General features: G+C 40.7%; 28 protein-coding genes. 8 read left to right on the forward strand and 20 right to left on the reverse strand.

The genetic code is table 11. The annotated features are described in order from the left end of the window. Positions 1-191: 191 nt before the first annotated feature. From AACU33_RS35150 to AACU33_RS35160, 3 genes are read left to right on the forward strand one after another with little or no spacing between them, the layout of a single operon-like run. The gene (locus AACU33_RS35150) at positions 192-557 is read left to right on the forward strand and encodes a hypothetical protein (protein ID WP_096595495.1); all 366 of its coding nucleotides are present in this window, start codon (positions 192-194) and stop codon (positions 555-557) included. Positions 558-578: 21 nt separating this feature from the next. Continuing rightward, positions 579-1,580 carry an LLM class flavin-dependent oxidoreductase gene (locus AACU33_RS35155; RefSeq protein WP_096594861.1) on the forward strand — a complete coding sequence of 334 codons (1,002 nt, stop codon included), beginning with the start codon at positions 579-581 and terminating at the stop codon, positions 1,578-1,580. Then, complete coding sequence (locus AACU33_RS35160; RefSeq protein ID WP_096594862.1) at positions 1,573-1,944, forward strand: hypothetical protein; 372 nt, start codon at positions 1,573-1,575, stop codon at positions 1,942-1,944. Before AACU33_RS35155 ends, AACU33_RS35160 begins: the two co-directional genes overlap by 8 nt. Positions 1,945-2,074: 130 nt before the next feature. Here the strand turns inward: AACU33_RS35160 and AACU33_RS35165 are convergent, their stop codons facing one another. From AACU33_RS35165 to AACU33_RS35230, 14 genes are all read right to left on the reverse strand, one after another. After that, the gene (locus AACU33_RS35165) at positions 2,075-2,914 is read right to left on the reverse strand and encodes a hypothetical protein (RefSeq protein ID WP_096595496.1); all 840 of its coding nucleotides are present in this window, start codon (positions 2,912-2,914) and stop codon (positions 2,075-2,077) included. Positions 2,915-3,084: 170 nt separating this feature from the next. Then, the gene (hypB, locus tag AACU33_RS35170) at positions 3,085-3,948 is read right to left on the reverse strand and encodes a hydrogenase nickel incorporation protein HypB (protein WP_096594863.1); all 864 of its coding nucleotides are present in this window, start codon (positions 3,946-3,948) and stop codon (positions 3,085-3,087) included. Next, a complete protein-coding gene (hypA, locus tag AACU33_RS35175; RefSeq protein WP_096594864.1) occupies positions 3,939-4,280 on the reverse strand; it encodes a hydrogenase maturation nickel metallochaperone HypA in 342 nt (113 codons plus the stop codon). The genes hypB and hypA overlap by 10 nt, the downstream gene beginning before the upstream one ends. A 19-nt stretch (positions 4,281-4,299) precedes the next feature. After that, positions 4,300-5,403, reverse strand: a complete 1,104-nt coding sequence (gene hypE, locus AACU33_RS35180; RefSeq protein ID WP_096594865.1) for a hydrogenase expression/formation protein HypE — start codon at positions 5,401-5,403, stop codon at positions 4,300-4,302. A 69-nt stretch (positions 5,404-5,472) separates the two neighbouring features. Further along, positions 5,473-5,868, reverse strand: a complete 396-nt coding sequence (locus AACU33_RS35185) for a hypothetical protein (protein WP_096594866.1) — start codon at positions 5,866-5,868, stop codon at positions 5,473-5,475. Positions 5,869-5,931: 63 nt separating this feature from the next. Further along, the gene (locus AACU33_RS35190; protein WP_096594867.1) at positions 5,932-6,147 is read right to left on the reverse strand and encodes a tautomerase family protein; all 216 of its coding nucleotides are present in this window, start codon (positions 6,145-6,147) and stop codon (positions 5,932-5,934) included. A 33-nt stretch (positions 6,148-6,180) separates the two neighbouring features. Beyond that, the gene (gene hypD / locus AACU33_RS35195) at positions 6,181-7,365 is read right to left on the reverse strand and encodes a hydrogenase formation protein HypD (RefSeq protein ID WP_096594868.1); all 1,185 of its coding nucleotides are present in this window, start codon (positions 7,363-7,365) and stop codon (positions 6,181-6,183) included. A 101-nt stretch (positions 7,366-7,466) separates the two neighbouring features. Next, positions 7,467-7,712 (reverse strand): HypC/HybG/HupF family hydrogenase formation chaperone, encoded by a 246-nt coding sequence (locus AACU33_RS35200; RefSeq protein WP_096594869.1) that lies wholly within the window; start codon positions 7,710-7,712, stop codon positions 7,467-7,469. Between the two features lie 99 nt (positions 7,713-7,811). Then, a complete protein-coding gene (gene hypF / locus AACU33_RS35205) occupies positions 7,812-10,166 on the reverse strand; it encodes a carbamoyltransferase HypF (protein ID WP_096594870.1) in 2,355 nt (784 codons plus the stop codon). Then, positions 10,156-11,373 (reverse strand): hypothetical protein, encoded by a 1,218-nt coding sequence (locus AACU33_RS35210; RefSeq protein ID WP_096594871.1) that lies wholly within the window; start codon positions 11,371-11,373, stop codon positions 10,156-10,158. The genes hypF and AACU33_RS35210 overlap by 11 nt, the downstream gene beginning before the upstream one ends. Before the next feature lie 106 nt (positions 11,374-11,479). Beyond that, complete coding sequence (locus AACU33_RS35215) at positions 11,480-11,998, reverse strand: NifU family protein (RefSeq protein WP_096594872.1); 519 nt, start codon at positions 11,996-11,998, stop codon at positions 11,480-11,482. A 46-nt stretch (positions 11,999-12,044) separates the two neighbouring features. Further along, entirely contained in the window at positions 12,045-12,269 is a 225-nt protein-coding gene (locus tag AACU33_RS35220; protein WP_096594873.1) for a hypothetical protein, read from the reverse strand. 12 nt (positions 12,270-12,281) lie between these two features. After that, the gene (locus AACU33_RS35225; RefSeq protein WP_096594874.1) at positions 12,282-12,518 is read right to left on the reverse strand and encodes a hypothetical protein; all 237 of its coding nucleotides are present in this window, start codon (positions 12,516-12,518) and stop codon (positions 12,282-12,284) included. Then, positions 12,518-13,513 carry a hypothetical protein gene (locus AACU33_RS35230; protein ID WP_096594875.1) on the reverse strand — a complete coding sequence of 332 codons (996 nt, stop codon included), beginning with the start codon at positions 13,511-13,513 and terminating at the stop codon, positions 12,518-12,520. Before AACU33_RS35230 ends, AACU33_RS35225 begins: the two co-directional genes overlap by 1 nt. Before the next feature lie 919 nt (positions 13,514-14,432). On the opposite strand from AACU33_RS35230, the gene AACU33_RS35235 reads away from it, so the two are divergent. Then, positions 14,433-15,395, forward strand: a complete 963-nt coding sequence (locus AACU33_RS35235; protein WP_096595497.1) for a hydrogenase small subunit — start codon at positions 14,433-14,435, stop codon at positions 15,393-15,395. 58 nt (positions 15,396-15,453) lie between these two features. Next, positions 15,454-17,049, forward strand: coding sequence for a nickel-dependent hydrogenase large subunit (locus AACU33_RS35240; RefSeq protein WP_096594876.1), 1,596 nt, complete (start codon positions 15,454-15,456; stop codon positions 17,047-17,049). Positions 17,050-17,245: 196 nt separating this feature from the next. Here AACU33_RS35240 and AACU33_RS35245 read toward each other — a convergent pair whose 3' ends face one another. The 4 genes from AACU33_RS35245 to AACU33_RS35260 all read right to left on the reverse strand — a co-directional run bounded on the left by AACU33_RS35245 (position 17,246) and on the right by AACU33_RS35260 (position 19,758). After that, complete coding sequence (locus AACU33_RS35245) at positions 17,246-18,085, reverse strand: NifU family protein (RefSeq protein ID WP_096594877.1); 840 nt, start codon at positions 18,083-18,085, stop codon at positions 17,246-17,248. Positions 18,086-18,205: 120 nt separating this feature from the next. Continuing rightward, positions 18,206-18,430, reverse strand: coding sequence for a hypothetical protein (locus AACU33_RS35250; protein WP_096594878.1), 225 nt, complete (start codon positions 18,428-18,430; stop codon positions 18,206-18,208). 8 nt (positions 18,431-18,438) lie between these two features. Further along, entirely contained in the window at positions 18,439-18,690 is a 252-nt protein-coding gene (locus AACU33_RS35255; protein ID WP_096594879.1) for a hypothetical protein, read from the reverse strand. A gap of 111 nt (positions 18,691-18,801) precedes the next feature. Continuing rightward, complete coding sequence (locus tag AACU33_RS35260) at positions 18,802-19,758, reverse strand: hypothetical protein (protein ID WP_096594880.1); 957 nt, start codon at positions 19,756-19,758, stop codon at positions 18,802-18,804. 864 nt (positions 19,759-20,622) lie between these two features. On the opposite strand from AACU33_RS35260, the gene AACU33_RS35265 reads away from it, so the two are divergent. Together AACU33_RS35265 and AACU33_RS35270 are read left to right on the forward strand one after the other, a co-directional pair. Next, positions 20,623-21,585, forward strand: a complete 963-nt coding sequence (locus tag AACU33_RS35265) for a hydrogenase small subunit (RefSeq protein ID WP_096594881.1) — start codon at positions 20,623-20,625, stop codon at positions 21,583-21,585. 100 nt (positions 21,586-21,685) lie between these two features. After that, positions 21,686-23,281 (forward strand): nickel-dependent hydrogenase large subunit, encoded by a 1,596-nt coding sequence (locus tag AACU33_RS35270; protein ID WP_096594882.1) that lies wholly within the window; start codon positions 21,686-21,688, stop codon positions 23,279-23,281. 77 nt (positions 23,282-23,358) lie between these two features. Here the strand turns inward: AACU33_RS35270 and AACU33_RS35275 are convergent, their stop codons facing one another. Together AACU33_RS35275 and AACU33_RS35280 are read right to left on the reverse strand one after the other, a co-directional pair. Further along, positions 23,359-23,829: a hypothetical protein gene (locus AACU33_RS35275; protein ID WP_096594883.1), complete on the reverse strand. Its 471-nt coding sequence runs from the start codon at positions 23,827-23,829 to the stop codon at positions 23,359-23,361. Between the two features lie 129 nt (positions 23,830-23,958). After that, positions 23,959-24,168, reverse strand: coding sequence for a TOBE domain-containing protein (locus AACU33_RS35280; RefSeq protein ID WP_096594884.1), 210 nt, complete (start codon positions 24,166-24,168; stop codon positions 23,959-23,961). 885 nt (positions 24,169-25,053) lie between these two features. Here AACU33_RS35280 and AACU33_RS35285 point away from each other — a divergent pair. Further along, the gene (locus AACU33_RS35285) at positions 25,054-25,650 is read left to right on the forward strand and encodes a CBS domain-containing protein (protein WP_339376457.1); all 597 of its coding nucleotides are present in this window, start codon (positions 25,054-25,056) and stop codon (positions 25,648-25,650) included. The last annotated feature ends 206 nt before the right edge of the window (positions 25,651-25,856 follow it).

The following is a 25,856-nucleotide window of genomic DNA, read 5'->3' on the forward strand; positions in this document are numbered from 1 at the left end:
TACAGCTTGGTAATTTTGACTTTCGACTTTATTGCAAAATTTTAAATATTTAGCAGGTTGGGAGTGATATCAAATAAAATATCACTCCTTTTTATATATATTTAATTAAGGTGAATATTTAATATTTCTTACTAAAGAAGTAGAGGTTAATGTCATATTTAACTGACAATTTGTGTTATATTGATATAGTGATGAACGCTACAGAAATATCAATTGCTATGATTGCCGAAGACATCCTAGCCAAAGAATTCACAAGAGTAGTCAATCACTATTATCCAAGCGTTGGAGAATTACTTGAAAATTGTTATGTGAAGGTCATTACCTGTTTTTGGGGAAGACCTGCTAGACGTTTGCAGTATATAGGGATTTATTGCTCTGAAGAAATGATTCCCCATGTACAAGCCCACAAAGACGTACTCAGGGAAATAGCAGATAATATGGGACTGATTCAAGTAGTTTGTATGAATGCTGGGCGATTATTACGCGATCCGATGTCGAAGTTAAAGCAGAACAATCCGCGCTTATGGTTAGAGTTACATTGGGTTGCTGCATCTTAAAATAGCAATTGTCAGCAAACAATGAAAACAGGACTTTTCTGCAATTACGATAATCATCATCAGGATGCCCGCCGTGCCATCTTAGAACAAGTTGCATTGGTAAAACAGGCGGAAAGCTTAGGCTTTGAAGAAGCTTGGGTGAGCGAGCATCATTTTAGTGAATCCAATCTTAGCCCGTCGATGTTGGTGTTGATCGGGCACTTAGCAGCTTTGACTTCCACAATTCAACTCGGCACAGCTGCGGTGTTACTACCGTTTCACAACCCGATTCGGGTAGCTGAGGACATTGCCACTTTAGATAATTTGTGCAATGGCAGATTGTTATTTGGGATTGCCAAAGGCGGGCCATTTCCCGAACAGAACAAGCATTTTGCGATATCGATGGGTGAATCTCGTGCCCAGATGCTAGAGGCAATGGCATTGATTCAGAAGCTTTTATATGAAACAGATGTATCATTTAACGGGCAATTTTATCAATGCGATCGCCTAACAGTTTACCCAAAACCTTTGCAACGACAGATTCCGGTATATGTAGCCACTGGAGATGATGACGGTATAGGGTTTGCCGCCAAACATTCCTTTGGTTTAATGGGGGGGCCGCCGTTTTCTCTGCAAAGATTGCGCAATACTGTTGCTAAATACCGTGCCTTAAATTCTAGCGGTTCGGAAGACCTAATACTAGCTCGTTTCTTTCATGTTGCCAGGACATACGACGAAGCAGTAAGTGAAGCGTTGCCTTTCATCCGCAAATTCAGCCAGAAAATGACAGCAAATGCAGCTGTAGTCATGCAGAAAAGTTCTAGCGGACATAAACCATTCGATCGCACCAATATTTGTTTTGATGAAGACTATTTGCTGGAAAACTCAATTATTGGTGATGTCAAAACCTGTCGAGACAAAATCCAATTATTTCAGGATGAATTAAATATAGGCACGCTGGCAATCAAACCCTCATCTTACGACTTGCAAAAAAACCTGGAGAGTTTGACGCGCTATAACCAAGAGGTGCGGAATTATGTCTAAATTACCCTTGCTTCCACCAGATGATTTACCGCCAAATGAAGTCTCAAAAATGGATGGAATGTTGCATCTGGAAATGGAACAAGCGATTGGCAGATGCTTTTATCAAGCCTGCGATCGCATTACGCAAACATTATTAGCTCAATGCCAATGGTATCTCACAAGTAATGCTACTACCTTAATGCTGATTATTGACTGCCCTGATATTGTCTCTTACTGGCATATAGTCAGCAATATTCCCCAACTCGGTAACAGAATAGAACGGTTTACCACTAACGCCAAAATCCGCGTTTATCCGCCATTTGGTAAAGGCGGGCCGTTTGAGATAAGCGTAAATGAAATCTCCGCTTATCGAGATTGGATTTAATAGGACAAAGTGACACGGGGATGCGGGGACGTGGGGATATATTTCTCCTCGTCCTCGCCTTTGCTTTGCCACATAAATAAGTCGGTGGAGATAACCTTTACCAATGCCCCATGCCCAATGCCGAAGAGCTTTAGGGTTGATAGCGATTCATTCTCGCCCAATCTTGAGTTGAGCCAACATTTGGATTCTCAGTTGGGTTATTTGTACCATAAATCTGACCCTGCCGATTTATCCAATAGTAGGTGTAAGTCGTTGGTAGCTCGACATTGGCATATCCATAGGGATTTGACCAAGTTGTCACATTACCCAGGTTCTCGCGGAATTGGAAGTTTTGCCGATCTATAGATTCACTTCTTTGACGGTTCACCTCTTGCCAAGTACGCTCAGACCATTCACGGTATTCTCTCAACCGTTCCCCTTCAGACTGGGAGATTTCTAGGTTCTGCGCCATTATTCCCCGGACTCCGAACGCCCCACCATTTGTTGCTGTTACTTGCTCTGCGACCTGTGGTAGCCACGAAGCATAATTACCCCACTGTGATTGATGTGATGCGGCACTAGTTATCACCATTGTACAGATGTTGTAGCTGTATGCTATGCTACACTTTGCCAAGCCTCGGCAAGGGATGCCATTGACAATGTATGTGTAGTCAAACTCATAAGCAACCGTGCATCCAGCAATCGGTTGAGCTTGGCGGGGTTGACTCATCCGCAGATCGTAGGGCTGCATTGCCAAAAGCTTCTCGTAGACAAACTGCCAGGGATTGTAGTTTACTGGTAGTCCAGAGTTTCCTACCATAATCGTCAAAGCAGCATTATCTGGGGAAATTAGAACAACAGCAAATTGTCCGTCCTCGGCCACGCGCCAACCACTCGGTACGGCATAGGTGAAGTACTGTCCGCGCCCGATTGATAGTGAGTTAGGATGTGAACCTGGGGAGGAAAAAGGAAACTGGCTGTTGTTGTACATGCTCTTTGCAGATTCAGGTTTTGGGGAAATTAAGCTTAATGGTGAATACATCTTGAAGATGGGCTTTTCCGTACTCTAGTGCAAAAAAACCTAGAGTAAGGGGCATTCTACCAAATTCAACTTCTTCCCAGTCTGCTGCGATCGCATGTCTTCACGGTTGATCTGTGGCTTCAGTGTGAATGGGCGAATTGTGAATTGCTGAAACTGGCTACCTTTGCCGATAACCATTCATACCAATTTTCTAAACCTGCACCTGTAGTGGCAGAAACTTGAAAAATTTGCATTTCCGAATTTACCTGTTGTGCATATTCTATGCATTTTTGCACGTCAAATTGCACGTAAGGCAGCAGATCGATTTTTGTGAGAATCATTACCTGACTAGCGCGGAACATATGCGGATATTTGATTGGCTTATCTTCTCCCTCTGTAACTGAGAGAATTACTACTTTTGCTTGTTCTCCCAGATCGAATAAAGCAGGACAAACCAAGTTACCCACATTCTCAATCATTACCACTGAGTCCAATGGTGGGTTGAGTTGTTGTAAACCTTTCTCGATCATTGATGCATCTAAATGACAGCCTGTACCCGTGTTAATTTGCACAACTTTACAGCCTGTTTCTTTAATTTTTTGAGCATCATTAGTTGTTTCTTGGTCGCCTTCAATTACACTGATAGATAATTTTTCTTTTAAATCATTAATAGTGCGAGTTAAAAGAGTTGTCTTACCTGCACCAGGGGAACTCATTAAATTTAAAGCCAGGATATTTCGACCTTTAAACCAGCCGCGATTTTGAGCCGCCAAAAGATTATTTTTTGCTAAGATATCTTGCTCTAAGGATATTGTTGTGCCATGCATTTTGGCATGGATTTGCGATGCTTCTGAATGCTCGTTATGGCTATGAGCATGAGTAATTACAGTACCATCAGGCAAAGTGTGGGTGTGAGTCTCGTCATGGTGATGATTAACTTCACCTGTTGTCAGATTAGTTACTTTGCTTTCTCCATCGTCAGAACAGCCGCAAGTTACACACATACTTCCTCTATTTCTATTTCTTTAATTTTTAATTCTTCACCCGTTATTAAATTCAATTGCACGCTACCACACTCACAAATACCAAAGGGCTTTTCTAAAGAAATTTTTGCGCCACATTGGCGACATTCTGCCAAGCCGGGAATTTCTAGGATTTCTAATTTTGCCCCTTCTAAAACTGTACCTTGAGTACAAATATCAAAACAAAACCGGATAGCATCAGGCATAATAGCTGAAAGTTTACCAATCTCTAATAAAACTCGGCTAACTTTGTTGCCTTTAGCATTTTCGCTGACAATTGCTACAATATTTTGTGTAATTCCTAGTTCGTGCATACAAAATATCTATTAAATATCAACAAATTCGTGGTAGTTGATCGCCCACTAGCATATCAACAATTCTTTCAGCATTAAAAATTGTTTTTAACAAAACTACCCCTGGAGGTGAAGCGATTACTTCACCAATAATCTCAGCATCTTTGCCTGCTGGGTGGGATTTCATCGCTGATAAAACAGCCTCAGCATCTTTGCCTGGTACTACTACTACTAATTTACCTTCATTTGCTAAATATAAGGGATCTAAACCCAGAATTTCGCAAACACCTTTAACTTCTTCACGCACTGGAATCGATTCTTCGTAAAGGCGAATTCCGACATTAGAACTGAGGGCAAATTCATTTAGGACTGTGGCTAAACCGCCGCGTGTTGCATCGCGCATAGCATGAACTTGGGGGCAAACATTGATGATATTTTCCACCAAGCTATTTAATGGTTGGCAATCGCTTTTAATATCAGTATCTAATGCTAATTCGCCACGGGCAATTAAAATTGCTGTACCATGATTGCCTAATTCGCCGTTAACAATTACTGCATCCCCTGGTTGAATTTTATGGGCAGAAATATCAACTCCACTAGGAATTACGCCAATACCAGCAGTATTAATAAATAGTTTATCGGCTGCACCTCGATGAACAACTTTTGTGTCACCAGTCACAATTTGAATACCTGCTTTACTAGCAGCAGATTGCATACTAGCAGCTACACGGCGTAAAGTTTCTACAGCTAAACCTTCTTCTAAAATCACGCTACAGGTGAGATATAAAGGTTTAGCACCACTGACTGCTAAATCGTTAACTGTGCCATTAATGGCTAATTCTCCAATATCGCCACCAGGAAAAAATAAAGGGTCTACAACATAGGAATCTGTGGTAAAAGCCAGTCTGTCTCCCTGTTGCATGAGACTCGCTAAATTAAAACTAGCTTGGTCTTCTAATTGGGAGAGAATGGGATTATCAAAACTTTTGACAAAGATATCGTCAATTAAATCGCGCATGGCTTTACCACCACTACCATGTGCGAGGGTAATATGAGTATCCCGCACTTTATTGGGGCGACGGCGGATTTTTTCTAGCTTTTGAAATAACGAATTTTGTGTTGATGTTGTTGGGGATAAGTCCATGTTTAAATTGCTTTAATATAAGGCAGAGGGAAGAAGAGGCAAGGGAGTAGGGGAGAAATAAAAATAATCTTATTGTGTAGCTTCTCTACCTTCTTTGAGTAATAGTTGTGACCAAGCTAAGAAAAGTAATAAAGGAATTGCAGTAACAAACTCAAATAAAATCAATGTATTCATCTTCATAGACAAATGCCACAAAGGAGTAATAATGTAGTGTCCTAAAGTAATCTGACTCATGATGATGTATGTATACAGGCATAAATATGCAGATGAAAATGATTTTTTAATATATTGATAATATCCAGCTAGACTCAAAGGTGTCATAATTAACCACAGAGAATCTGTAATTTGAGGCGTAAACCAAGACGGTTCTGTATAGCGATCGACGTAGTGCAAAATTGAAGCAAATATATTAATGGCTATTAAACCAAGTAGCCACATCTGACGTTGATGATTGTTAGTATTCATTGAAATTCCCCTCTATTTTTTTAGATGTCATCGATAAGGGCACAACATTGTCGTGCCCTCAATTTATCTACCTGATTCATCGTGTCTACCACGATGTCTATCACAAAGCAATTCACCATTTACAGCCCAACTTTCTCGTTCAAATTCATCAATATGAATGGTTATCCATTCTGGTTTGGTATCTAAAGCTGCAACAAGGGCGTTAGTAATGGCTTCTACTAATCGCCGCTTTTTTTCAATGGAGTGTCCTCTGGCAATTTTAACTGTGACAAATGGCATAAAATTTTTCCTCAAATATTTGGTTGAGATTAGCTATACCAAAGATGTACTACAGGATGGCAGAGGTTCTTGAGATAATTCTAGCTTTGGTTTTTCTGGCATTGTTTTCTTGGCAAGTGTAGAGAGTCTGCCATATTTATAATAGGCAGCACAAGCCCCTTCGGAAGATACCATACAGGTGCCAATGGGTGTTTCTGGCGTGCAAGCTGTACCGAATACTTTGCATTGCCAAGGTTTCATCACTCCTTTAAGGATTTCTCCACATTGACAAGCTTTATGGTCGGCAACTTTACGGTTAGGAATGGTAAATTTTTGTTCAGCGTCAAATTGGGCGTATTCTGAACGAATTTGTAAGCCTGAATAAGGTATATCACCTAAGCCGCGCCATTCAAATTTTTCTCGCGCTGTAAAAACTTGGTTGATGGCTGCTAATGCGATTTGATTTCCGGCTGGTTGGACTATGCGATTATATTGATTTTCAACTTCACAACGATTTTCTAATAGCTGCTGTAACAGCATCCAAATTGATTGGAGAATGTCTAAGGGTTCAAATCCAGAAACAACAATTGGCTTATGATATTGTTGCGCAATAAATTGATAAGGGTCAGTACCAATTACCATGCTGACATGACCGGGGCCGACAAATCCATCTAGTTGTAAGTCGGGGTTATCTAGTAATGCTTGTAGGGCGGGAATCACGAGGACGTGATTGCAAAACATACTAAAGTTGGAAATGTTTTCGGCTGCTGCTTGGAGAATGGTGAAGGCGGTACTGGGGGCTGTAGTTTCAAAGCCTAGGGCGAAAAAGACAATTTCTTTGTCGGGGTTGTCTTTGGCGATTTGCAAGCTATCTAGGGGTGAGTAAACCATGCGGATATCTGCACCTTGCGCTTTGGCTTGCAGCAAGCTGGTTTTGGAACCAGGAACGCGCATGGCATCGCCAAAGGTGGTGAAGATAACGTTATGATTTTGGCAGATAGCGATCGCATCATCTAATCTACCTTTTGGCATGACGCAGACTGGACAGCCAGGGCCGTGAATTAATTCGATGTTATTGGGCAGAATTTCTTCGATTCCATATTTAAATATGGAATGGGTATGTCCACCGCATACTTCCATAATTTTGATTGGTTTTTCTAGCTGTTGGCTTAATTTGGTAATTTCACGGCGCAAGCCTTCAGCTTTTTCCGGTTCGCGGAATTCGTCAACGTATTTCATAAGTGTGTGAGGGAGAGTTGGGTTAGCGTTTGAGAAGGAATTTTTTAAACGAACCGCGAAGACGCGAAGCGCACGAAGGAAGAGAAAAGAGAGAAGATTTTTTAGATATTTGCTGCTATTTCTTCTAATAGATTTAATGTTTCTGCTGCTTCTTGTTCGTTAAGGCGATTCATGGCGAAACCAACATGAACTAATACCCAATCACCAATACAAGCTTCTGGGGGATGTTGTTCGTCAACGATGCAGGAAATGTTTACTTGTCGTTTGACCCCACCAACGTTGACGATGGCTAGTTTATGATTAATGTCTGTTATTTCGACAATTTGACCGGGAATTCCTAAACACATTGTTATTTTCCTTTTTGAGGAGGGAAGAACCACAGAAACACAGAGAATGCAGAGAGATATGAAAATAATTATGATTGTGTGTTAGCTTATGAAAGAGAATCAATCTATTAATCCAGCGGCTGTAATAACAGCTTGTCCTAAGGATATGCCGCCATCGTTTGGGGGAACTAAACTGTGAGTTAATACGTTGATTTCTAATGCTTGTAATTCTTTAATAACTTGTTCCAACAAAATACAATTTTGAAATACGCCTCCTGTTAAAACAACATGGTTAATGAGATGTTCTTGAGAGAGATGTTTGACCATCTCGACAATTGCTTTGGCTAAACTTATATGAAATTTTGCAGCGATCGTTGCTGGTGATGTTTGCTGTTGTAAGTCTGTAAGCAAGGCTGGCCACATGGGGCTAGGGTCTATACAATAAATACTATCGAAAAAGGTAAATTTAAAAGGATATTTCTGCTTTTCTTTATCATTATTTAAGCTATCGATATCTACTAGGGCTTCCATTGCGATCGCAGCTTGTCCTTCATAGCTACATTCTTCTGGAAAAATCCCAATTGCAGCAGCTACAGCATCAAATAATCTTCCTGCTGAGGACGCTAGGGGCGAGTTAATATTTTTTTCTATAAGCTGATTGAGTAACTTTAGCGGTTTTTGCTCTAAAAATTTTAATATTTCTAAATTTCCATACTTTTGTGTTAAATTTTGCCAACTGTCTGCTGCTATGAGGTGGGCATAAGTATTACGCCAAGGCTGATAAATTGCTTGTTCTCCCCCGATCATTGCCACTGGTTTAAATGTTGCCAGTCGCTGAAATTGACGGTAATCTGCTAAAAGAAATTCTCCTCCCCAAAATGTACCGTCTTCGCCATAACCTAAGCCATCTAAGGCAATACCTAAAACAGCTGGAGAATTGAGAGGAATACCATTTTCTGCCATGCAAGCGGCAATATGCGCGTGATGATGTTGGATAGGATAAATTTTGATTTGGTTGGCGGCTGCTAGTTCTTGACCAAGTTTGCTGGAGAGATATTCTGGATGTTGATCGATAGCGATCGCTTGTGGTTGATGCTCAAATAAATTTAAGTACAAATTTAAAGTATCTTGATAAGCATTAAAAGCCTCAGCATTTTCTAAATCCCCTAAATGTTGCGAGAGAATTGCTTCTCCTTCTCGTAATAAGCAAAAGGTATTTTTTAACTCACTACCCATTGCTAAAATTGGCGGTATATTATCAAATCCAGGTGGTAAGTTAATTGGTGCGGGTGCATATCCTCTGGCGCGGCGAATTGTTTGAATTTTATCGCCAACAACCCGCACGACTGAATCATCTACGCGATTAACAATATCTCGATTATGTAACAGAAAATAATCAGCTATTTTTCCTAATTTATCCCGTGCTTCATCATTATCAATACATTGCGGTTCATCAGATAAATTGCCGCTTGTTAACACAATCGGGCGATTCATCCGCTTGAGAATTAGGTGGTGTAGAGGGGTATAAGGTAGCATAAAACCGAGGCTATTTTGCCCTGGTGCTACAGATGGTGCGATAGAATGCTTACTAGTCCCTAGCCCCTTCTTCTGCAACAAAACAATAGGTGCGGCTGGACTTGTTAATAATTCTCTTTCTTTGGCGTTGATGGTGCAATATTGAGCAATAATTTCTATATCCCTTGCCATTAAAGCTAAGGGTTTGTGATAGCGCCTTTTACGCTGACGCAGTTTTTTTACAGCAGCTTCCACAGTTGCATCACAAGCTAAATGGATACCGCCTAACCCTTTAATGGCGACAATCTCGCCTTTTTGCAATAGGGTACAGACCGCATCAACATCATCCATCATCGAGAACATGGAGGCGGTGACAGATTTACCATCAGCACGTTCTAACCAAGCTTTAGCACCGCAGATATGGCAAGCTATAGGTTGGGCGTGGAAGCGGCGATTTTCAACATCGTGGTAGTCCTTCTCGCATTCGGGACACATGACAAATGCAGACATACTGGTATTGCATCTGTCATAGGGAATGGCGCGAATAATACTCAATCGAGGGCCGCAATGGGTACAGTTGGTGAAGGGATAACGGTAAAAGCGGCTAAAAGGGTCAAAAATTTCTTGTTGACATTGGGGACAAGTAGCAGCATCAGGGGAGATTTCTGTTTTTACTTTACTACTGACGCTACTGGCGATCGCAAAATCCTCAAATTTAAATTCATTTACACAAGGCGTTCTGATAATTTCCTGAATTTTGGCTAGAGGTGGGCATTCTTGCTGTAATGTAGAGACAAATTCTTCTATAGCTGCTTCGCTACCAGCTACTCGAATTAACACACCTTGCCCATCATTACAAACATCTCCCCGCAAACCGCAGGCTTTTGCCAGGCGATAAACAGTTGGACGAAATCCTACTCCCTGAACTGTACCGCGAACTCTGATTTCTTCAGTCGCCATAATTAAATTGCCACAGCAAAATTCGGTTGTTTCCAGAGTCAGCTATTACCGCAGTTTTGCCACAAATTTTGATACCGTAACACCAATTTAAACTGTCTCGTGTTGGTAGCCCAAAATCACGATTTTCACCTTTATTTTTAAAATTTGTTTGTCCTGTAACTGCATCTGCTGCCACACCTTGCAGTGATAGAATTGACCCTGGTTTCTTCCATCCTAGCAAGCGAGAATTTGCTGTATCTGCAACTACCAACCAATCGCCTGCAACATCTACACCATAAGGCATACTCAAACTACTCGCACTGGGAAAATAAACGCCTTGATTTATTTCCACAGCATCAAAGCTTTTTTGTCCCAATACTACTGCACAAGCGGCATTATTTTCTATTGGCATTCCTTGCCAAATCATCACACGATTATTGCCTGCATCAGCAACAACTAAATTGTCTCCCCAAAAGGTAATATCGTGACCCCATCGCATACTCGCAGCCGTGGGAGAACCGCCGCCATTTTCATTACGCGATATCATATCTGATTGTCCCAATACTAAGTCGGCAGGTTGACCATTTTCTATTGGTAATTGTTGCCAAATTAGCACCCGACGATTGCCTGTATCAGCTACAAATAGACGCCCTTGGTGATATAAAATTCCATAAGGCCAATGCATTGTATTTGCTGCGGCTGCTTGACTACCTCGATTTGGTTCGTTATTGGTAAAATTCGCTTGTCCTAACACCAAATCTGCGGGAACATTACTATCTTCTGGTACTTTTTTCCAAATTAATACCCGATGATTCCAAGCATCTGCAACAGCTAATCCTTCTCCACAAGCACAAATTCCTGTTGGTACGCTAAGAGTTGCTTTTCCGGGCGTACCTTTAGCATTTTGTCCTTCATGGTAAAAGTCTGGTTGTCCAATTATCCAATCAGCACTTTGACTATCTGTTGTTGGTAAATTTCGCCATCCTAATAATCGATGATGTCCTGTATCGGATACCCACAACGGCCCTGTTTCTGATAATAAACAAGCGCCACGAGGGCCAAACAGAGTTGTGGGGCTAGGTGCTAATGGTATGGCTAATTGTCCCGGTTGCAGAATATCACCTAAAATTACCTCTGCACCGTGAAGCGAAAATGGTAAATTTGGGGCAATTTCTGTTAGTTCTGGCGGTAATTGAGGTGTGGAATTAAACTTGATAGATTTATGCATTTACCGCTGAAGGATGCTGAGGGATGCTAATTATTATTCAAAGCTATTGATGTGGATCTGTGTGTATCGGCAGTTGCAATTTTGAATGAGAAATAGTTTATTTATTTCAATCTGCGATCGCAACTTCGCTATGATTCACAACAGAGCGATTATTCACAGCAATAATTGTGGTAATTTCGGGGCAATGTGCTTTAATAGCTTGTTCAATGCCTTGAGATAAAGTCAAAGCTGAAGCCGGACAATTGCTACAACTTCCGATTAACCTGACTTCGACTGTATCTGGTGGTTTAAATGCTACTAATTCCACATCACCCTGATGGCTTTTTAAACCTGGGCGCACTTCATCTAAGGCTGCTTGAATGCGCTGTAGTAATGGTGGCTGTGGTGGTTTGATCAATCCGTGATAAAGTAGGACGCCATACACCACTTCATCTTTCACGGCATTATGTAAAGCAGGTAGAGATTCTTGCTTCACACTTTTGATTAACCGCGTTAATGCTTCTTGATGCAAATCCTCAATCGCCCTTTTTAATCCGACTGCTACACCGCGTTGGCTTTCATCCCAGTCAGCAATAATTGCTTCAAAGCGGCTAATTTCTTTTACTAATTCTTCCAGATTAGGCATTAGTTCTTAGTTAAGAGTCAATAGTCCAATGACCAATGACAAATATTCACTTCATTTTTAAGTCTTGCAGTAGAAATGGCATAGCTGCACCTGTGACTAAACTGGATAATGTTATTGGTAGCCACAATGGCAATTTCAATAATGTTAGTGCTACTAACAGCAATAACCCAATAGTCGCACCAATTGCAGTTTGTGTAGCAAAATATGCAGGATCGCGCAGTAGTTTACCTTGCAAAAATAATTTGGCGGAAAACCAGCCTATCTTGAACATAATTCTTCCTATTTAATTTGTTAGTAAATTTAGGACAACTAACCCTATTACTATGGCTGGAATTACGCCTGTAGGGCCAAATAAACTTCCTAAAATGGCGGAGTATTCATAGCCGAAAACTTTACCACCTAATAGAATTCCGCCAATCGCACCACCAACCATAGACAAGACTATAGCTAGTAAGAACCACACTAATCCTGTCACCAAATTAATTTCACCAACTGCTAAACTTGTAATTAAATCTGTCATCAGTTTTGCCCCTGAAGTTGTTCGTTATTCATTTGGATCTCTGTTTGTACCTCTTGCAGTGCTTGGGCTACAACTTGCGCTTGTTCTAAATGTTGATGCTGCGTAAATATTTCCCAAGCTTCTTGATAGTAAGCCCTTGCTTTTAAAAGATTTTGTGGATTCCCTGCTTCTGGCTTTTCAGGATCGTCAGGTAAGTTGAAGAGGGCGTTAGCTTTGTTAGAAATTGTGTTGGCGTATTCTAAGGGCGTATCTTTGGGATTGCGAACTTTTAATGCTTCTTTGTAAGCGGCGATCGCTTTTAAATTATTCTCTACAGGATGGGTACTTTGTAAGTATTGTAAAGCGTTCCCCAAATTATTTTGCAACATTGCATATTCTCTGGGGTTTTCAATGAGATTAATTTGCTGTAGTGCTGACTCAAATGTCTGTACGGCTAAACCTTCACACAACTGTTTTTGTTCCATCCCCGCAGATATTGAGAGATATGCGATCGCAATATTGTTGTGTAAAATTGCATATTCTTGTGGGTAATTCTCCGCCGTAAATACTCGCAACGCTTCTTGATAAGCTTTGATGCTATCTGCTATTTGGGCTAAATTGAAGGGTACTAAAGACTGCAATACTAACCCCAAATTCATCTGTACTTCTGCTACTTCTTCTTTAGAAGCCAATTGTTGCAGAATCGGTAATGCTTCTGTATAAGCTGTTTTCGCTTCTAGCAGTAACTCCGATCCTTCCTCAGGAATTGACCTCAAAGCCCCAGCCATACCCACTTTAGCGCGGGCTTTCATCAGGGGATAATCGTCACCGCACATTTCATTAGCCCGTTTATATAGTGCTACTGCACTCCATAAATCTTGAGCAGTTTTGGGTTTTTTCTGTAAACCCTGTGCCAACTCAATCAGCATCTCGATTTTCTCTTGGGTTGTTGCTGATTCCGATGCAATAGCTGCGATCGCGGCTTTTACTGTTGAATCTGTAATACTAGGAGTCATCTGAACAATTATGAAAGGATTAATGTAGACATAGTTGCAAGTATTTTCGACTCAAGCAGGCTAGCACAGTCTCAGGCAGAGGATTTTTCTGAATCCCCACCTACTAGTGCAACTTCAGGTTAGCCGCAATTGATTAAATCAGCGAAATTTGTTTTTACTTTACAGGAATTTACGGCTGAAATTCTAGCCTTATCAAGCTGATTTTAACCAAAATATACACAATTTAATTATTGATTAATATCTTTTATAATGCTGCTATTTAAGCTACATGATGCTATTAAATTGATATTAGCTTATATCTTGTAATTTTTGATGCAATCAATAAATTTAAACAGTAAATCCTTGAATTAACTTATACCTTGTGCAACACTTCATGGATATAGCATTTATTACAAATTCCGTTATATATATAATTATCAAAGAATATAATTGTGGCACTATTTATTACAATAAATAATTATTCTATAACGGAAAGCACATTGCTATTATGTAATTTTTGCATCTATATTATTTAATTCAACTTTCAAAAAAGATTTTGGCTACGAAAACTTGTTAAGTTTTATGAATTTAACTACAATTACAGCGTAAAATCCCTGATATTCAAAAATTAATATTGATAAATAGGTGAGTCTCTAAATCCGGTTTCCACATACATGATGCTTTTCTCTTTTCAGTGAAAGCAGAACTATTTAGTTCTCAAGACGAAGAAAAATCTTGTCCTATCAATAGCACTCATGCTTTTGTTAATAGACATAGAAAAAACTCTATTTTGGCATTAAAAATTTGATGTCAAACCGTATTTAGTAAAACTCAATCAGTCCAGCGATCGCGAAAATTATTCTTGGCTTTTGAATTTCGCCTAGCGGCACTAGCCTTTTTATCAAATACAGACAAAAACGACAATACTAAAACATATCTGATGGCTAACGTACTATGGCTGCAAGGTGGTGCTTGTTCGGGAAACACCATGTCATTTTTGAATGCACAAGAACCGACAGTGTGCGATCTAATTAGCGACTTTGGCATTAACTTACTTTGGCATCCATCTTTAGGGATGGAACTGGGTAGCAATTTGCAACAACTACTGCGGGATTGTATTCTCGGAAATATTCCTCTAGATATCCTTGTATTTGAAGGTACGGTTGTTAACGCCCCCAACGGTACAGGTGAATGGAATCGTTTTGCCGATCGCCCGATGAAAGAATGGTTAAGTGACCTCTCTAAAGCGGCGAACTTTGTCGTTGCTGTCGGAGACTGTGCTACTTGGGGAGGAATTCCCGCGACAGCACCTAACCCTACCCAATCCCAAGGGCTACAATTTCTCAAACGTCAAGAAGGTGGGTTTTTAGGCAAAGATTTCCGCAGCAAATCAGGATTACCCGTAATTAATATTCCCGGATGTCCAGCCCATCCTGATTGGATTACTCAAATTTTAGTTGCGATCGCCACCGGACGTATCGGCGACATCACACTTGATGAACTACACCGTCCCCAAACCTTCTTCAAGAGTTTTACCCAAACAGGCTGTACCCGTAACATCCACTTTGCCTACAAAGCCACTGCGGCCGAATTTGGTCAGCGTAGAGGCTGCTTATTCTATGACCTAGGTTGTCGCGGCCCGATGACACATTCGTCTTGTAACCGCATCTTGTGGAACCGTGTCTCTTCCAAAACCCGCGCCGGAATGCCTTGTTTAGGTTGTACCGAACCAGAATTCCCCTTCTTTGATCTTAAACCCGGAACAGTCTTCAAAACCCAAACATTGATGGGAACTCCTAAAGAACTACCTCCAGGTATCAAAGCAAAAGACTATGCCTTACTCACAGTTGCGGCAAAAAATGCAGCACCCAACTGGACAGAAGAAGACATTTTTACTGTTTAGTCGAAAGCCCAAAGTCATAATACTTGACTCTTGACCCTTGATCCTCAACTTTTGACAAATGACAACCCAAACATTAGACATCTCACCAGTTGGTAGAGTAGAAGGCGATTTAGATGTCCGCGTAGAAATTGAAGATGGCTATGTAGTCAACGCCTGGACACAAGCCGAACTCTTCCGGGGATTTGAAGTCATCTTACGCGGTAAAGACCCCCAAGCCGGATTAATCGTCACACCTCGTATTTGTGGAATTTGTGGTGCTTCTCACCTTTCTTGTGCATCCTGGGCATTAGATACAGCATGGGGAACAGAAGTCCCGCGTAATGCGATTTTGGCTAGGAATTTAGGCCAAATCGTTGAATCACTACAAAGTATCCCTCGTTACTTTTATGGTCTATATGCGATCGACTTGACCAATAAAAAGTACCAAAACAGTCCTTTTTATGAAGAAGCCACGAGACGCTTTGCCGCCTTTACTGGCAAATCTTATGAAATTGGCGTCACTATTTCTGGTAGCCCTGTACAAATTTACGCCCTCTTAGGCGGCCAATGGCCCCACTCTAGTTACATGGTTCCTGGTGGTGTCATGTGCGCCCCCACGCTAACAGACGTTACCCGTGCTTGGTCAATTTTAGAATACTTCCGCACTAACTGGATAGAACCAGTATGGTTAGGTTGTTCTCTAGAACGCTACGAGCAAATCAAGACTTATGATGACTTTATGGCGTGGATAGATGAAAGCCCCAATCATGCCAATTCTGACTTGGGTTTTTACTGGCGCATGGGCTTAGATATTGGTCTAGATAAATACGGTGCTGGTGTTGGTAAATATATGACTTGGGGATATTTACCCCACGAGGATAAATATCAAAAACCCACGATTGAAGGGCGAAATGCTGCCACCATCATGAAAAGTGGAGTGTATGACAGCTTCTCTGACACCCACACTTTAATGGAACATACCTTTGCCCGCGAGAATACCATTCACTCTTGGTATGACGAAGGGACAGAGAATATTCATCCTTTTGACCGCACAACTCAACCAAGCCCAAAAAATACAAAAGATTTCAACAACGCCTATTCTTGGGCAACTGCGGTCAGTCACATAGAATACGGACGCTTAGAAACCGGCCCCTTTGCACGGCAAATGGTTGCAGGTGGCAAACATGGAGAGTCTTGGCAGCACTATGACGGATTTATCCTGAGTATGTTCAAAGCAATGGGCGGTGCTAGCATTCATCTGCGCCAACTGGGACGAATGCACGAACTAGTGAAGTTGTACCGCCAAGCCGAACACTGCTTACGCGAATTTCGCTTAAACGATCCTTGGTATATCAAACCCCAAGAAAAAGATGGCAGAGGTTGGGGTGCAACCGAAGCCGCCAGAGGTGCCCTGTGCCATTGGGTAGAATTGGAGGGCGGTAAAATTAAGAATTACCAAGTTGTGGCCCCGACCACATGGAATGTAGGCCCTCGCGACAGTCAAGGAATACGCGGCCCGATTGAAGAAGCCTTAGTCGGGACACCAATTTATGACCCCACCGATCCTGTAGAAGTTGGTCATGTCGCCCGTTCGTTTGACTCTTGCCTGGTGTGTACCGTTCACGCCCACGATCGCAAAACAGGTGAAGAATTAGCACGTTTCCGCACAGCTTAAAAACATCTACATTGCTGCGTATTGGCAATTTTGAAGTTGTATATTGATAGGTTGAACTTTTAGTTCGTCCCCTATATTCTGGGGCAAAATTTTCTGCTGAGAAAGTACCAACAGCCATAAACCCCCGCCAGAAACGCCGGGGTTTTTGCTTGAAAAAAATTCGTAACGGCTTGAAAGCTATAAGATATTTTGATCGTTACAATTGAACAAAAACTTTATCTTCTCTAATTTTTAACGGATATGACTGAAGCGAAACATCAGGAACCGTTAAACATTCACCTGTCTCTAACCTATACTGAAAACTATGAGCAGGGCAAGTAATAATCCCATTTTCCACTTTACCTTTATCTAAAGTAGATCCTAGATGAGAGCAAGCATTTTGGTAACATCTAATATTAATACCTTGCCGATATAAAATAAAAGAATTACCTGCAACTCTTACTGCTAAAATACCAGATTCAGGAATTTTATCAAAAGTTGTGACCCTTACCCAGGTAGAGCCTCTTTGAGATGAAAATGGACTTGTTAAATTAGACTTAGAACTCTCAACCTTAGCCCCACTATTCACAGCAATAACTTTTGTAATTTCTGGACAATGAGATTTAATAGCCTGTTCGACTCCTTGCGATAAAGTCAAAGTAGAAGCTGGGCAATTACTGCAAGTTCCTATTAATCTGACTTCTACTGTATCTGGAAGTTTAATTGCTACTAATTCTATATCTCCATTATGGCTTTGTAAGCTTGGACGAACTTCATCAAGGGCTATTTGAATACGTTGTTCTAAAGGTGGTTTTGGTGGTTTGACCAATTCGTGATATAGCAATACTGCATAGACAACTTCGTCAGCTACAGCATGACGCAAAGCTGACATAGATTCTTCCTTGAGGTTTTGAATTAAACGCTTCAAGGCTGTTTTATGTAAAGCTTCAATTGCTCTTTTTAACCCTACAACTACGCATCTTTGACTTTCATCCCACTCAGATACAATTGCTTCAAAGCGGTTGATTTCTTGCACCAATTCTTCAAGGTTAGTCATTTATCAAGAGTCAAGGGTCAATAGTCCAAAGTCAAGAGTCAAGGGTCAATAGTCCAAAGTCAAGAGTTTAAATTAACTATGCAAATGACCAAGGACAAATGACAAACGACAATTTAAAACTCATTTCATTTTGAAATCTTTAAGTAGAAATGGCATAACTGCACCAGTAACCAAGCTAGATATGACGACTGGTATCCAAAAAGGTATTGCGGTTTCTGCAAGTGAGACTAATATTAGTAAACCTACGCCAATACCAATTGCTATTTGACGGAAAAAATCTATGGGATCGCGCAGTAACTTTCCTTTAAAAAATAACTTAGCGGTTAACAATCCAATTTCAAACATTATGCCTCCTAAAAATTAGTTAAATAATTCAAGACAACTAGTCCTAAAACAATGGCGGGAATTACACCCGCAGGGCCAAATAATCCACCTAAAATAGCTGAAAACTGATAACCTATATCTTTCCCAGCTAATAACATTCCACCAATAGCACCACCAATCATTGATAAGATAGTTGCTAATAATACACATAGTAACTCTGCGGTAATGTTAAGTTCTCCAGATGCTAAGTTACTGGAAAGACTTGCTAATACCTCTCTCATTCCTAAGCTTCCTTTCAGTAGAAATTCGTTAATTACTCATGAGTACACACTACACAAGCTAATAACTACTAACTGTTAAGCAATAACTATTTACTTTTTGTAATTTGTTATTTATGTAACAATTGCTTGCATTGCTTGGGCTACTACTTGTGCTTTTTCTTGTTGTTGATGTTGAGTGAATATTTCCCAAGCCTCTTGATAGTAGGCGCGTGCTTGTAAGAGATTTTGCAATATACCAACTTCTGGGTTTTGAGAATTGTCAACTAGGTTGCATAGGGCGTTGGCTTTATTAGAAATTGTGTTAGCGTATTCGAGAGGTGTATCTTTGGGATTACGAACTTTTAAAGCTTCGTCATAAGCTGCGATCGCTCTTAAGTTATTCTCTAGAGGATGGTCACTCACTAAATACTGCAAAGCGTTACCCAAATTGTTTTGCAACATCGCATATTCTTTGGGATGGTCGTGCAGCTGAATATGCTTGAGTGCGACTTCAAAAGTCTGTATTGCTAATCCCTGACACAAATATTCTCGTTCCGATGCTAGGGGCATGGAAAGGTAGGCGATCGCAATATTGTTGTATAAGATGGCATATTCTTGGGGATAATCTTGCCAGGTAAACACCCGCAAAGCCTCGTGATAAGCTTTGATGCTATCTGTTGTCCGCGCTAAATTGAAAGGTACTAACAATTGCAACACCAACCCCAAATTCATCTGTGCCTCTGCCACTTCTGTTGGCGAAGCTAACTGTTGTAAAATTGGCAATGCTTCTTCATAGCCAGCTTTCGCTTGCAGCAGCAGTTGCGTCCCTACATCCGGAATCTCTTGTAACGTCCCAGCCATCCCCACCTGAGCTTTGGCTTTGAGTAAGGGATAGTCCTCACCGCACATTTCATAGGCCCGGTAATACAAAGAAACTGCATTCCGCAAGTCTTTAACAGTTTGGGGCTTTTTTTGAAAACCTAGTGCTACCTCGATCAGCATCTGGATTTTTTCTTCTGTAGTTGCTGACTCCGATGCAATGGCTGCAATGGCCTCCGTCACTGCTGAATCTGTCATGCTAGGGGTCATAACTACCGTAATCTGGCCGTTTGGGGAATGGAATTTTTCAACGCCACGACAGATGAAGACACAAATATCTGTCTCATCAAGGGATATACATACTCAGCCGATTTACGCAGATTCTGAATTTCTTAAGCGAAACTCCCCGATTTTCCCCAATATCACCCCGTCTCTTTCTCCTCCTCACTACTTAAACCTGACAACACCCGCTGCTTTCAAATCCAATACAGGGAGGTTAGTCAACCTAGAGTGGGCATGAAAAAGGGAAACCAAAATTTCCAGGTACTTTCACCAGTAGTTTAGGGAACTATCCTGGAATTGAATTAATCAAGCTTTTAAACTATAAAACAATTTATTGGCAAATTTCTAGAGGGAAATTGCCAATATTAACAACAGTTTTAAATACCTTAAGTGTTGGTTAAAGTATTTTGTATCAACTGCTAACAAATAGGGAATATTTAATTTAAAATATTAAATATATTATATGCATTAACGACATTAATGTCAGCAAATATGAATAATAATTTTGTATCGCCATAAAACATTTAAGTACTAATAACTATTTAGTTTTTACTGCCAAAGTTATTACACTGCAATACTTTAGGAAAAATTTTCAAGATTAATTGAGCTAAAAATCTGACAAGAGATTATATATTATCCATACTTTTTTCATAAAATCAGTCATAGCTATAACCTTTTTGTTAAAATTGGCATCTATTAAAATTTTTCGCAATTATTAATTTTTATTTAACTAAAAGAAATAAATTAAAAAAATATCTTAATTTTAAAGATCTAGATTAGAAAACAGGTGATATCGCTACAATCCTTATCATCTGAATCATGCATCATAACTAGTAAAAAAATACCTAGCCGATGACTAACGTACTATGGCTACAAGGTGGTGCTTGTTCGGGTAACACTATCTCTTTCCTGAACGCCGAAGAACCGACAGTATGCGATTTGATTAGCGATTTTGGCATCAAAGTGCTTTGGCATCCATCCTTAGGGTTGGAACTGGGCGATAACTTACAACAACTACTACGAGATTGCATTTCTGGCAAAATTCCCCTAGATATATTGGTATTTGAAGGTACTGTTGTTAACGCCCCCAACGGCACAGGGGAATGGAACCGCTTTGCCGATCGCCCAATGAAAGACTGGTTAACAGACCTCTCGCAAGCTGCGAGTTTTATTGTGGCTGTAGGAGACTGTGCGACATGGGGAGGAATTCCCGCGATGTCACCCAACCCCAGCCAGTCTCAGGGTTTGCAATTTCTCAAGCGTAAAGAAGGCGGATTTTTAGGTAAAGACTTTCGCACTAAATCTGGATTACCTGTAATTAACATTCCCGGATGTCCAGCCCATCCAGACTGGATTAGTCAAATTTTAGTTGCGATCGCCACTGGACGCATCGGCGACATTGCCCTTGATGAATTCCATCGTCCGCAAACCTTCTTCAACACCTACACCCAAACAGGTTGTACCCGTAACGTCCACTTTGCTTACAAAGCCTCAACCGCCGAATTTGGTCAACGTAAAGGCTGCCTATTCTACGACCTAGGTTGTCGCGGCCCTATGACCCATTCCTCTTGCAACCGCATCTTGTGGAACCGCGTTTCCTCCAAAACCCGCGCTGGTATGCCCTGTTTAGGTTGCACCGAACCAGAATTTCCCTTCTACGACCTCAAGCCAGGAACAGTCTTCAAAACTCAAACAGTTATGGGAGTTCCGAAAGACTTACCGCCTGGAGTCAAACCCAAAGACTACGCTGTCCTCACAATGGTTGCCAAAGATATCGCACCAGATTGGGCAGAAGAAGACTTTTTCACAATCTAGTCAAGAGTCCAAAGTCAAAAGTCCAGAGTAATTAAACTTGACTCTTGACCCTTGACCCTTGACTCTTGACTCTTGACCAATGACAAAGGACAAATGACAAATGACAATTAAAACATTAGACATCTCGCCAGTTGGTAGAGTCGAGGGCGATTTAGATGTACGAGTGGAAATTGAAGATGGGTATGTCGTCAACGCTTGGACACATGCCGAACTCTTCCGAGGATTTGAAATCATCCTGCGTGGTAAAGACCCCCAAGCCGGATTAATTGCCACACCTCGTATTTGCGGTATCTGCGGTGGTTCTCACCTGACTTGTGCATCTTGGGCGTTAGATACAGCATGGGGAACAGAAGTTCCACGTAATGCGATTTTGGCGAGAAATTTAGGTCAAATTGTTGAAACAATTCAAAGCATACCTCGCTACTTTTATGCTTTATTTGCTATTGACTTAACTCATAGAAAGTATCGCAATAGCCGTTTTTATGAAGAAGCTACGAGACGCTTCGCTGCCTTTACAGGAACCTCTTACGAACTAGGGGTGACAATTGCTGCCAAACCGGTAGAAATTTATGCCCTCTTAGGTGGTCAATGGCCTCATTCTAGTTATATGGTTCCTGGTGGTGTCATGTGCGCCCCTACCCTCACCGATATTACCCGCGCTTGGTCTCTTTTAGAATACTTCCGCACCAACTGGTTAGAACCAGTATGGTTGGGTTGTTCCCTAGAACGCTACGAACAAATCCAGACTTATGATGATTTCATGGATTGGCTAGACGAAGACCGCAAGCATCGGGAATCCGACTTGGGTTTATATTGGCGCATGGGTCTAGATATTGGTCTCGATCGATATGGCGCTGGTACTGGTAAATATGGGACTTGGGGATATTTACCTCACGAAGACAAATATCAAAATCCCACGATTGAAGGGCGAAATGCTGCCACAATTATGAAAAGTGGAGTGTACGACAGCTTCACCGACACCCACACATTGCTGGATCATACCTTTGCCCGCGAGAATACAACTCACTCGTGGTATGACGAAGGAACCGCAGACGTTCACCCCTTCGATCGCGTCACTAATCCGATCCAGAAAAATACAAAAGACTTCGATAATGCCTATTCTTGGGCTACTTCAGTACGTCACCAAGACTTTGGGCGTTTAGAAGTTGGTGCTTTAGCGCGTCAATTGGTCGCAGGTGGTAAGCATGGCGAGTCTTGGCAACATCAGGATGGGTTTATTCTAGACGTGTTCAAGCAGATGGGTGGCCCTAGTATCCATGTGCGTCAGTTGGCGCGCGTCCACGAACTTGTGAAATTGTATAGACAAGCCGAACATTGCTTGCGCGAGTTCAAATTAAACGACCCCTGGTATATCAAACCCAAAGAAAAAGATGGTAGAGGTTGGGGTGCAACCGAAGCTGCAAGAGGTTCTTTGTGCCATTGGGTAGAAATAGAAGGCGGTAAGATTAAGAACTACCAAGTAATTGCGCCTACTACATGGAACGTCGGCCCTCGCGATGGTGAAGGTGTACGCGGCCCGATTGAAGAAGCTTTAATTGGGACACCAATTTACGATTCTAGCGATCCTGTGGAAGTAGGTCACGTTGCGCGATCGTTTGACTCTTGTTTGGTGTGTACAGTTCACGCCCACGACGCCAAAACTGGTAAAGAGTTAGCACGTTTCCGGACTGCTTAATTTAGTTATCAGGTGCGTTAGTCATCAGATAACGCACCAAAATTTCTATACAGTTAGGGTGAGTTAATTTGCTCAATTCATACAACGTAGGACATAAAATACGCTAGCCGTTGCCAAACAGATCCATTGAAGTGAAACAGCAAGTAGTATCCACAAGCAGAGTAAGCAATGTGAACCAGCCCATAATCGCATGATTCGCTAAACCCAACTCGCGATAAGGTAAAAATTCCACGAGCTTTTTGAGATTCGTGAGGTTCAAGTTCTGAGACAAAGCGATATCCATTTTCAACTTGAAATCGCTTCTCTAAACGCCACTCATGCGTATTTTTCGCTTCATAATCTTCAATCATACCCTTGCATCTTAAACACTCATACTTAAATGCACCAGAGAAGCGTGGGCGATCGCTGTGATATTTGTGAAATGGATCGTCAGCCGTGTAGTCACTGAAGACTGTATCGGGGCGATGAAACAGAAATAAATTTCTTTCTTGACAAATAGCAGTATAAATATCGTATTCAGCTTGTAAGATTGCGCTCTCAGATTTCATAATACTGTGTTGCGATCGCCATAACTCATCACTATATTAAAAAAAGACATAATAAAAAACTCCACTTGTAAAAAGGTGGAGTCTTTGCATCTAAATCAGCAAATGTTTATTGATATCTGACAGTTAGAATTAATCAACAGCAACTAACACGTCTGAAGCTTTGATAACAGCGTAAGCTTGCTTACCTTCTGATAATCCCAGTTTATCTGCTGATGATTTTGTAATTATTGCTACTACTTCTACACCAGGAGCTATTTCTAATGTGACTTCACTATTTACAGAGCCAGCAACAACTTTTTTCACAGTAGCTTTCAAAGAATTACGAGCGCTAATTTCCATTTTTGCATACCTTCTTAGTTATTTGTACGTAAAACATTAGCAAATATTTATATTATGTATATCAATCTTTTATTCTTTTTTAAGAATCTAAGTTAGCTATATAACAAGATAGATGAAACAATCTATTTATTTCTATCTTTTGGTTATTACCTACTGTTCGTTTTGCCAGTAGATGAGCATGAAATCTCCATGCATTAGCATTGAACGTTAATTGTTAATCTTAAGAAAAAACTAAAATATCGCGTAAATAATGATTGTCTAATAGTCAATCGTTATTTTTACTTAATCCAAGATAATATCCAATTTTAATCGTTATATGTATTGACAATTGAGCAATTTATTCCTCATTGCTCCAATACTGTTGTTATGGCGGTTAGTTATTAGCCTATTGTCAGAAAATAAAAAGTAAAAATTACAACTTTTTTAGCCTTTTTTACACTTTTTACCGATGAAATATCTGGGGATCTTTATAAATCATTCATAATTGAAACTTATGATAGTGATACTATATAGGTAAGCTAAATTGTTGCCAGTCAACCAGACTTCAGCAAAAGCGATTACAGACTTAACTCAGACATTCCTAACTTAATGCTGGTTGAGTTTAAAAATGAGGCAGAATATCTAAGATCTTCAAGAGAAGGAAGAGGGGAATATGCGTAAGTCTTCTGTCTCCAAATAACCAGAGTATTTAAGTTGTGAAATAGATTTATCTTTCTTCAACGGAATGTCTAATTTCCGTAACCACTTTTTCATGCGGCGAAGTCATTTTCTAATAATTAAATTTGAATTTGAATAAGTCGCATCAATAAAATGCAGTTTGGGAAGAATTGCAGCAGTTTAGAATCAATTCCCTTACTTGCAAAACAAATTTAAGGAGCCAGAATTATGAGAGCTAAACAGATTATGACTCAAGATGTAGCTACTATTCGCGGTTCCGCTAGTGTAGCAGAAGCAGTCAAATTAATGCGGCTCAAAGAATTACGGGCGTTGATTGTAGAACCTCGTCACAGTGGTGATGCTTACGGTATTGTCACCGAAACTGATATTGTGTCCAAGGTTGTTGCTTATGGCAAAGATCCTGAACGGATGCATGTTTATGAAATTATGAGCAAACCCTGCGTTGTGGTCAATCCCGACCTTGATGTAGAATATGTGGCGCGGTTATTTGCTAATACTGGTGTATGGCGTGCGCCTGTAATCCAAGGTGAATTGCTGGGCATTATTTCTGTCACAGATATTATCACCAAGGGGGACTTTGTAGAAAAACCAAAATTAAAATTTGTGCAGAAAGAACTTCACAAAGCTATCTCCAATGCTCGCTCAATTACTGCTAATTATGGTGCGGATTCTAAACGAGCCGACGAAGCTTGGGATTTAGTAGATGAACTGGAAGCTGAAGCTGGTTACTATGGCGCACCTAAACCAGAAAAAACTGCAAGACAGTTATTCTCTGAAGGTCGAGAATATGTGTCTGTAGGTTAATCGATTTGTCTTGTAAGATGTACTGTTTAAAGCATCAATTTTCTCATCGCATAACTCAGTAGCCTGCTAATTCTCTATCTCTTGTTAGCTTTCTCTCCTGAGATAAAAGTTGAAAAACTTAGGTAGTCTGGATAGATACCAGGTTGGATAATGCAACTATTGCATACTGACTAAATTGGTGCTTTACCAATCGGTGATGGTTCGTG

It is taken from the genome of Calothrix sp. NIES-2098, assembly GCF_963875125.1.
Taxonomy (GTDB): Bacteria; Cyanobacteriota; Cyanobacteriia; order Cyanobacteriales; family Nostocaceae; genus Aulosira.

Coding starts and splice junctions, on each gene's coding strand:
- AACU33_RS35270 (WP_096594882.1), top strand. CDS start 21,686: ATGACAATTAAAACATTAGACATCTCGCCAGTTGGTAGAGTCGAGGGC.
- hypA (WP_096594864.1), bottom strand. CDS start 4,280: ATGCACGAACTAGGAATTACACAAAATATTGTAGCAATTGTCAGCGAA.
- AACU33_RS35240 (WP_096594876.1), top strand. CDS start 15,454: ATGACAACCCAAACATTAGACATCTCACCAGTTGGTAGAGTAGAAGGC.
- AACU33_RS35245 (WP_096594877.1), bottom strand. CDS start 18,085: ATGACTAACCTTGAAGAATTGGTGCAAGAAATCAACCGCTTTGAAGCA.
- AACU33_RS35260 (WP_096594880.1), bottom strand. CDS start 19,758: ATGACCCCTAGCATGACAGATTCAGCAGTGACGGAGGCCATTGCAGCC.
- AACU33_RS35225 (WP_096594874.1), bottom strand. CDS start 12,518: ATGACAGATTTAATTACAAGTTTAGCAGTTGGTGAAATTAATTTGGTG.
- AACU33_RS35265 (WP_096594881.1), top strand. CDS start 20,623: ATGACTAACGTACTATGGCTACAAGGTGGTGCTTGTTCGGGTAACACT.
- AACU33_RS35215 (WP_096594872.1), bottom strand. CDS start 11,998: ATGCCTAATCTGGAAGAATTAGTAAAAGAAATTAGCCGCTTTGAAGCA.
- AACU33_RS35210 (WP_096594871.1), bottom strand. CDS start 11,373: ATGCATAAATCTATCAAGTTTAATTCCACACCTCAATTACCGCCAGAA.
- AACU33_RS35160 (WP_096594862.1), top strand. CDS start 1,573: ATGTCTAAATTACCCTTGCTTCCACCAGATGATTTACCGCCAAATGAA.
- hypB (WP_096594863.1), bottom strand. CDS start 3,948: ATGTGTGTAACTTGCGGCTGTTCTGACGATGGAGAAAGCAAAGTAACT.
- hypF (WP_096594870.1), bottom strand. CDS start 10,166: ATGGCGACTGAAGAAATCAGAGTTCGCGGTACAGTTCAGGGAGTAGGA.
- AACU33_RS35280 (WP_096594884.1), bottom strand. CDS start 24,168: ATGGAAATTAGCGCTCGTAATTCTTTGAAAGCTACTGTGAAAAAAGTT.
- AACU33_RS35200 (WP_096594869.1), bottom strand. CDS start 7,712: ATGTGTTTAGGAATTCCCGGTCAAATTGTCGAAATAACAGACATTAAT.
- hypD (WP_096594868.1), bottom strand. CDS start 7,365: ATGAAATACGTTGACGAATTCCGCGAACCGGAAAAAGCTGAAGGCTTG.
- AACU33_RS35220 (WP_096594873.1), bottom strand. CDS start 12,269: ATGTTCAAGATAGGCTGGTTTTCCGCCAAATTATTTTTGCAAGGTAAA.
- AACU33_RS35155 (WP_096594861.1), top strand. CDS start 579: ATGAAAACAGGACTTTTCTGCAATTACGATAATCATCATCAGGATGCC.
- AACU33_RS35190 (WP_096594867.1), bottom strand. CDS start 6,147: ATGCCATTTGTCACAGTTAAAATTGCCAGAGGACACTCCATTGAAAAA.
- AACU33_RS35235 (WP_096595497.1), top strand. CDS start 14,433: ATGGCTAACGTACTATGGCTGCAAGGTGGTGCTTGTTCGGGAAACACC.
- AACU33_RS35285 (WP_339376457.1), top strand. CDS start 25,054: ATGAGAGCTAAACAGATTATGACTCAAGATGTAGCTACTATTCGCGGT.
- AACU33_RS35255 (WP_096594879.1), bottom strand. CDS start 18,690: ATGAGAGAGGTATTAGCAAGTCTTTCCAGTAACTTAGCATCTGGAGAA.
- AACU33_RS35250 (WP_096594878.1), bottom strand. CDS start 18,430: ATGTTTGAAATTGGATTGTTAACCGCTAAGTTATTTTTTAAAGGAAAG.
- AACU33_RS35150 (WP_096595495.1), top strand. CDS start 192: ATGAACGCTACAGAAATATCAATTGCTATGATTGCCGAAGACATCCTA.
- AACU33_RS35230 (WP_096594875.1), bottom strand. CDS start 13,513: ATGACTCCTAGTATTACAGATTCAACAGTAAAAGCCGCGATCGCAGCT.
- hypE (WP_096594865.1), bottom strand. CDS start 5,403: ATGGACTTATCCCCAACAACATCAACACAAAATTCGTTATTTCAAAAG.
- AACU33_RS35275 (WP_096594883.1), bottom strand. CDS start 23,829: ATGAAATCTGAGAGCGCAATCTTACAAGCTGAATACGATATTTATACT.
- AACU33_RS35185 (WP_096594866.1), bottom strand. CDS start 5,868: ATGAATACTAACAATCATCAACGTCAGATGTGGCTACTTGGTTTAATA.
- AACU33_RS35165 (WP_096595496.1), bottom strand. CDS start 2,914: ATGTACAACAACAGCCAGTTTCCTTTTTCCTCCCCAGGTTCACATCCT.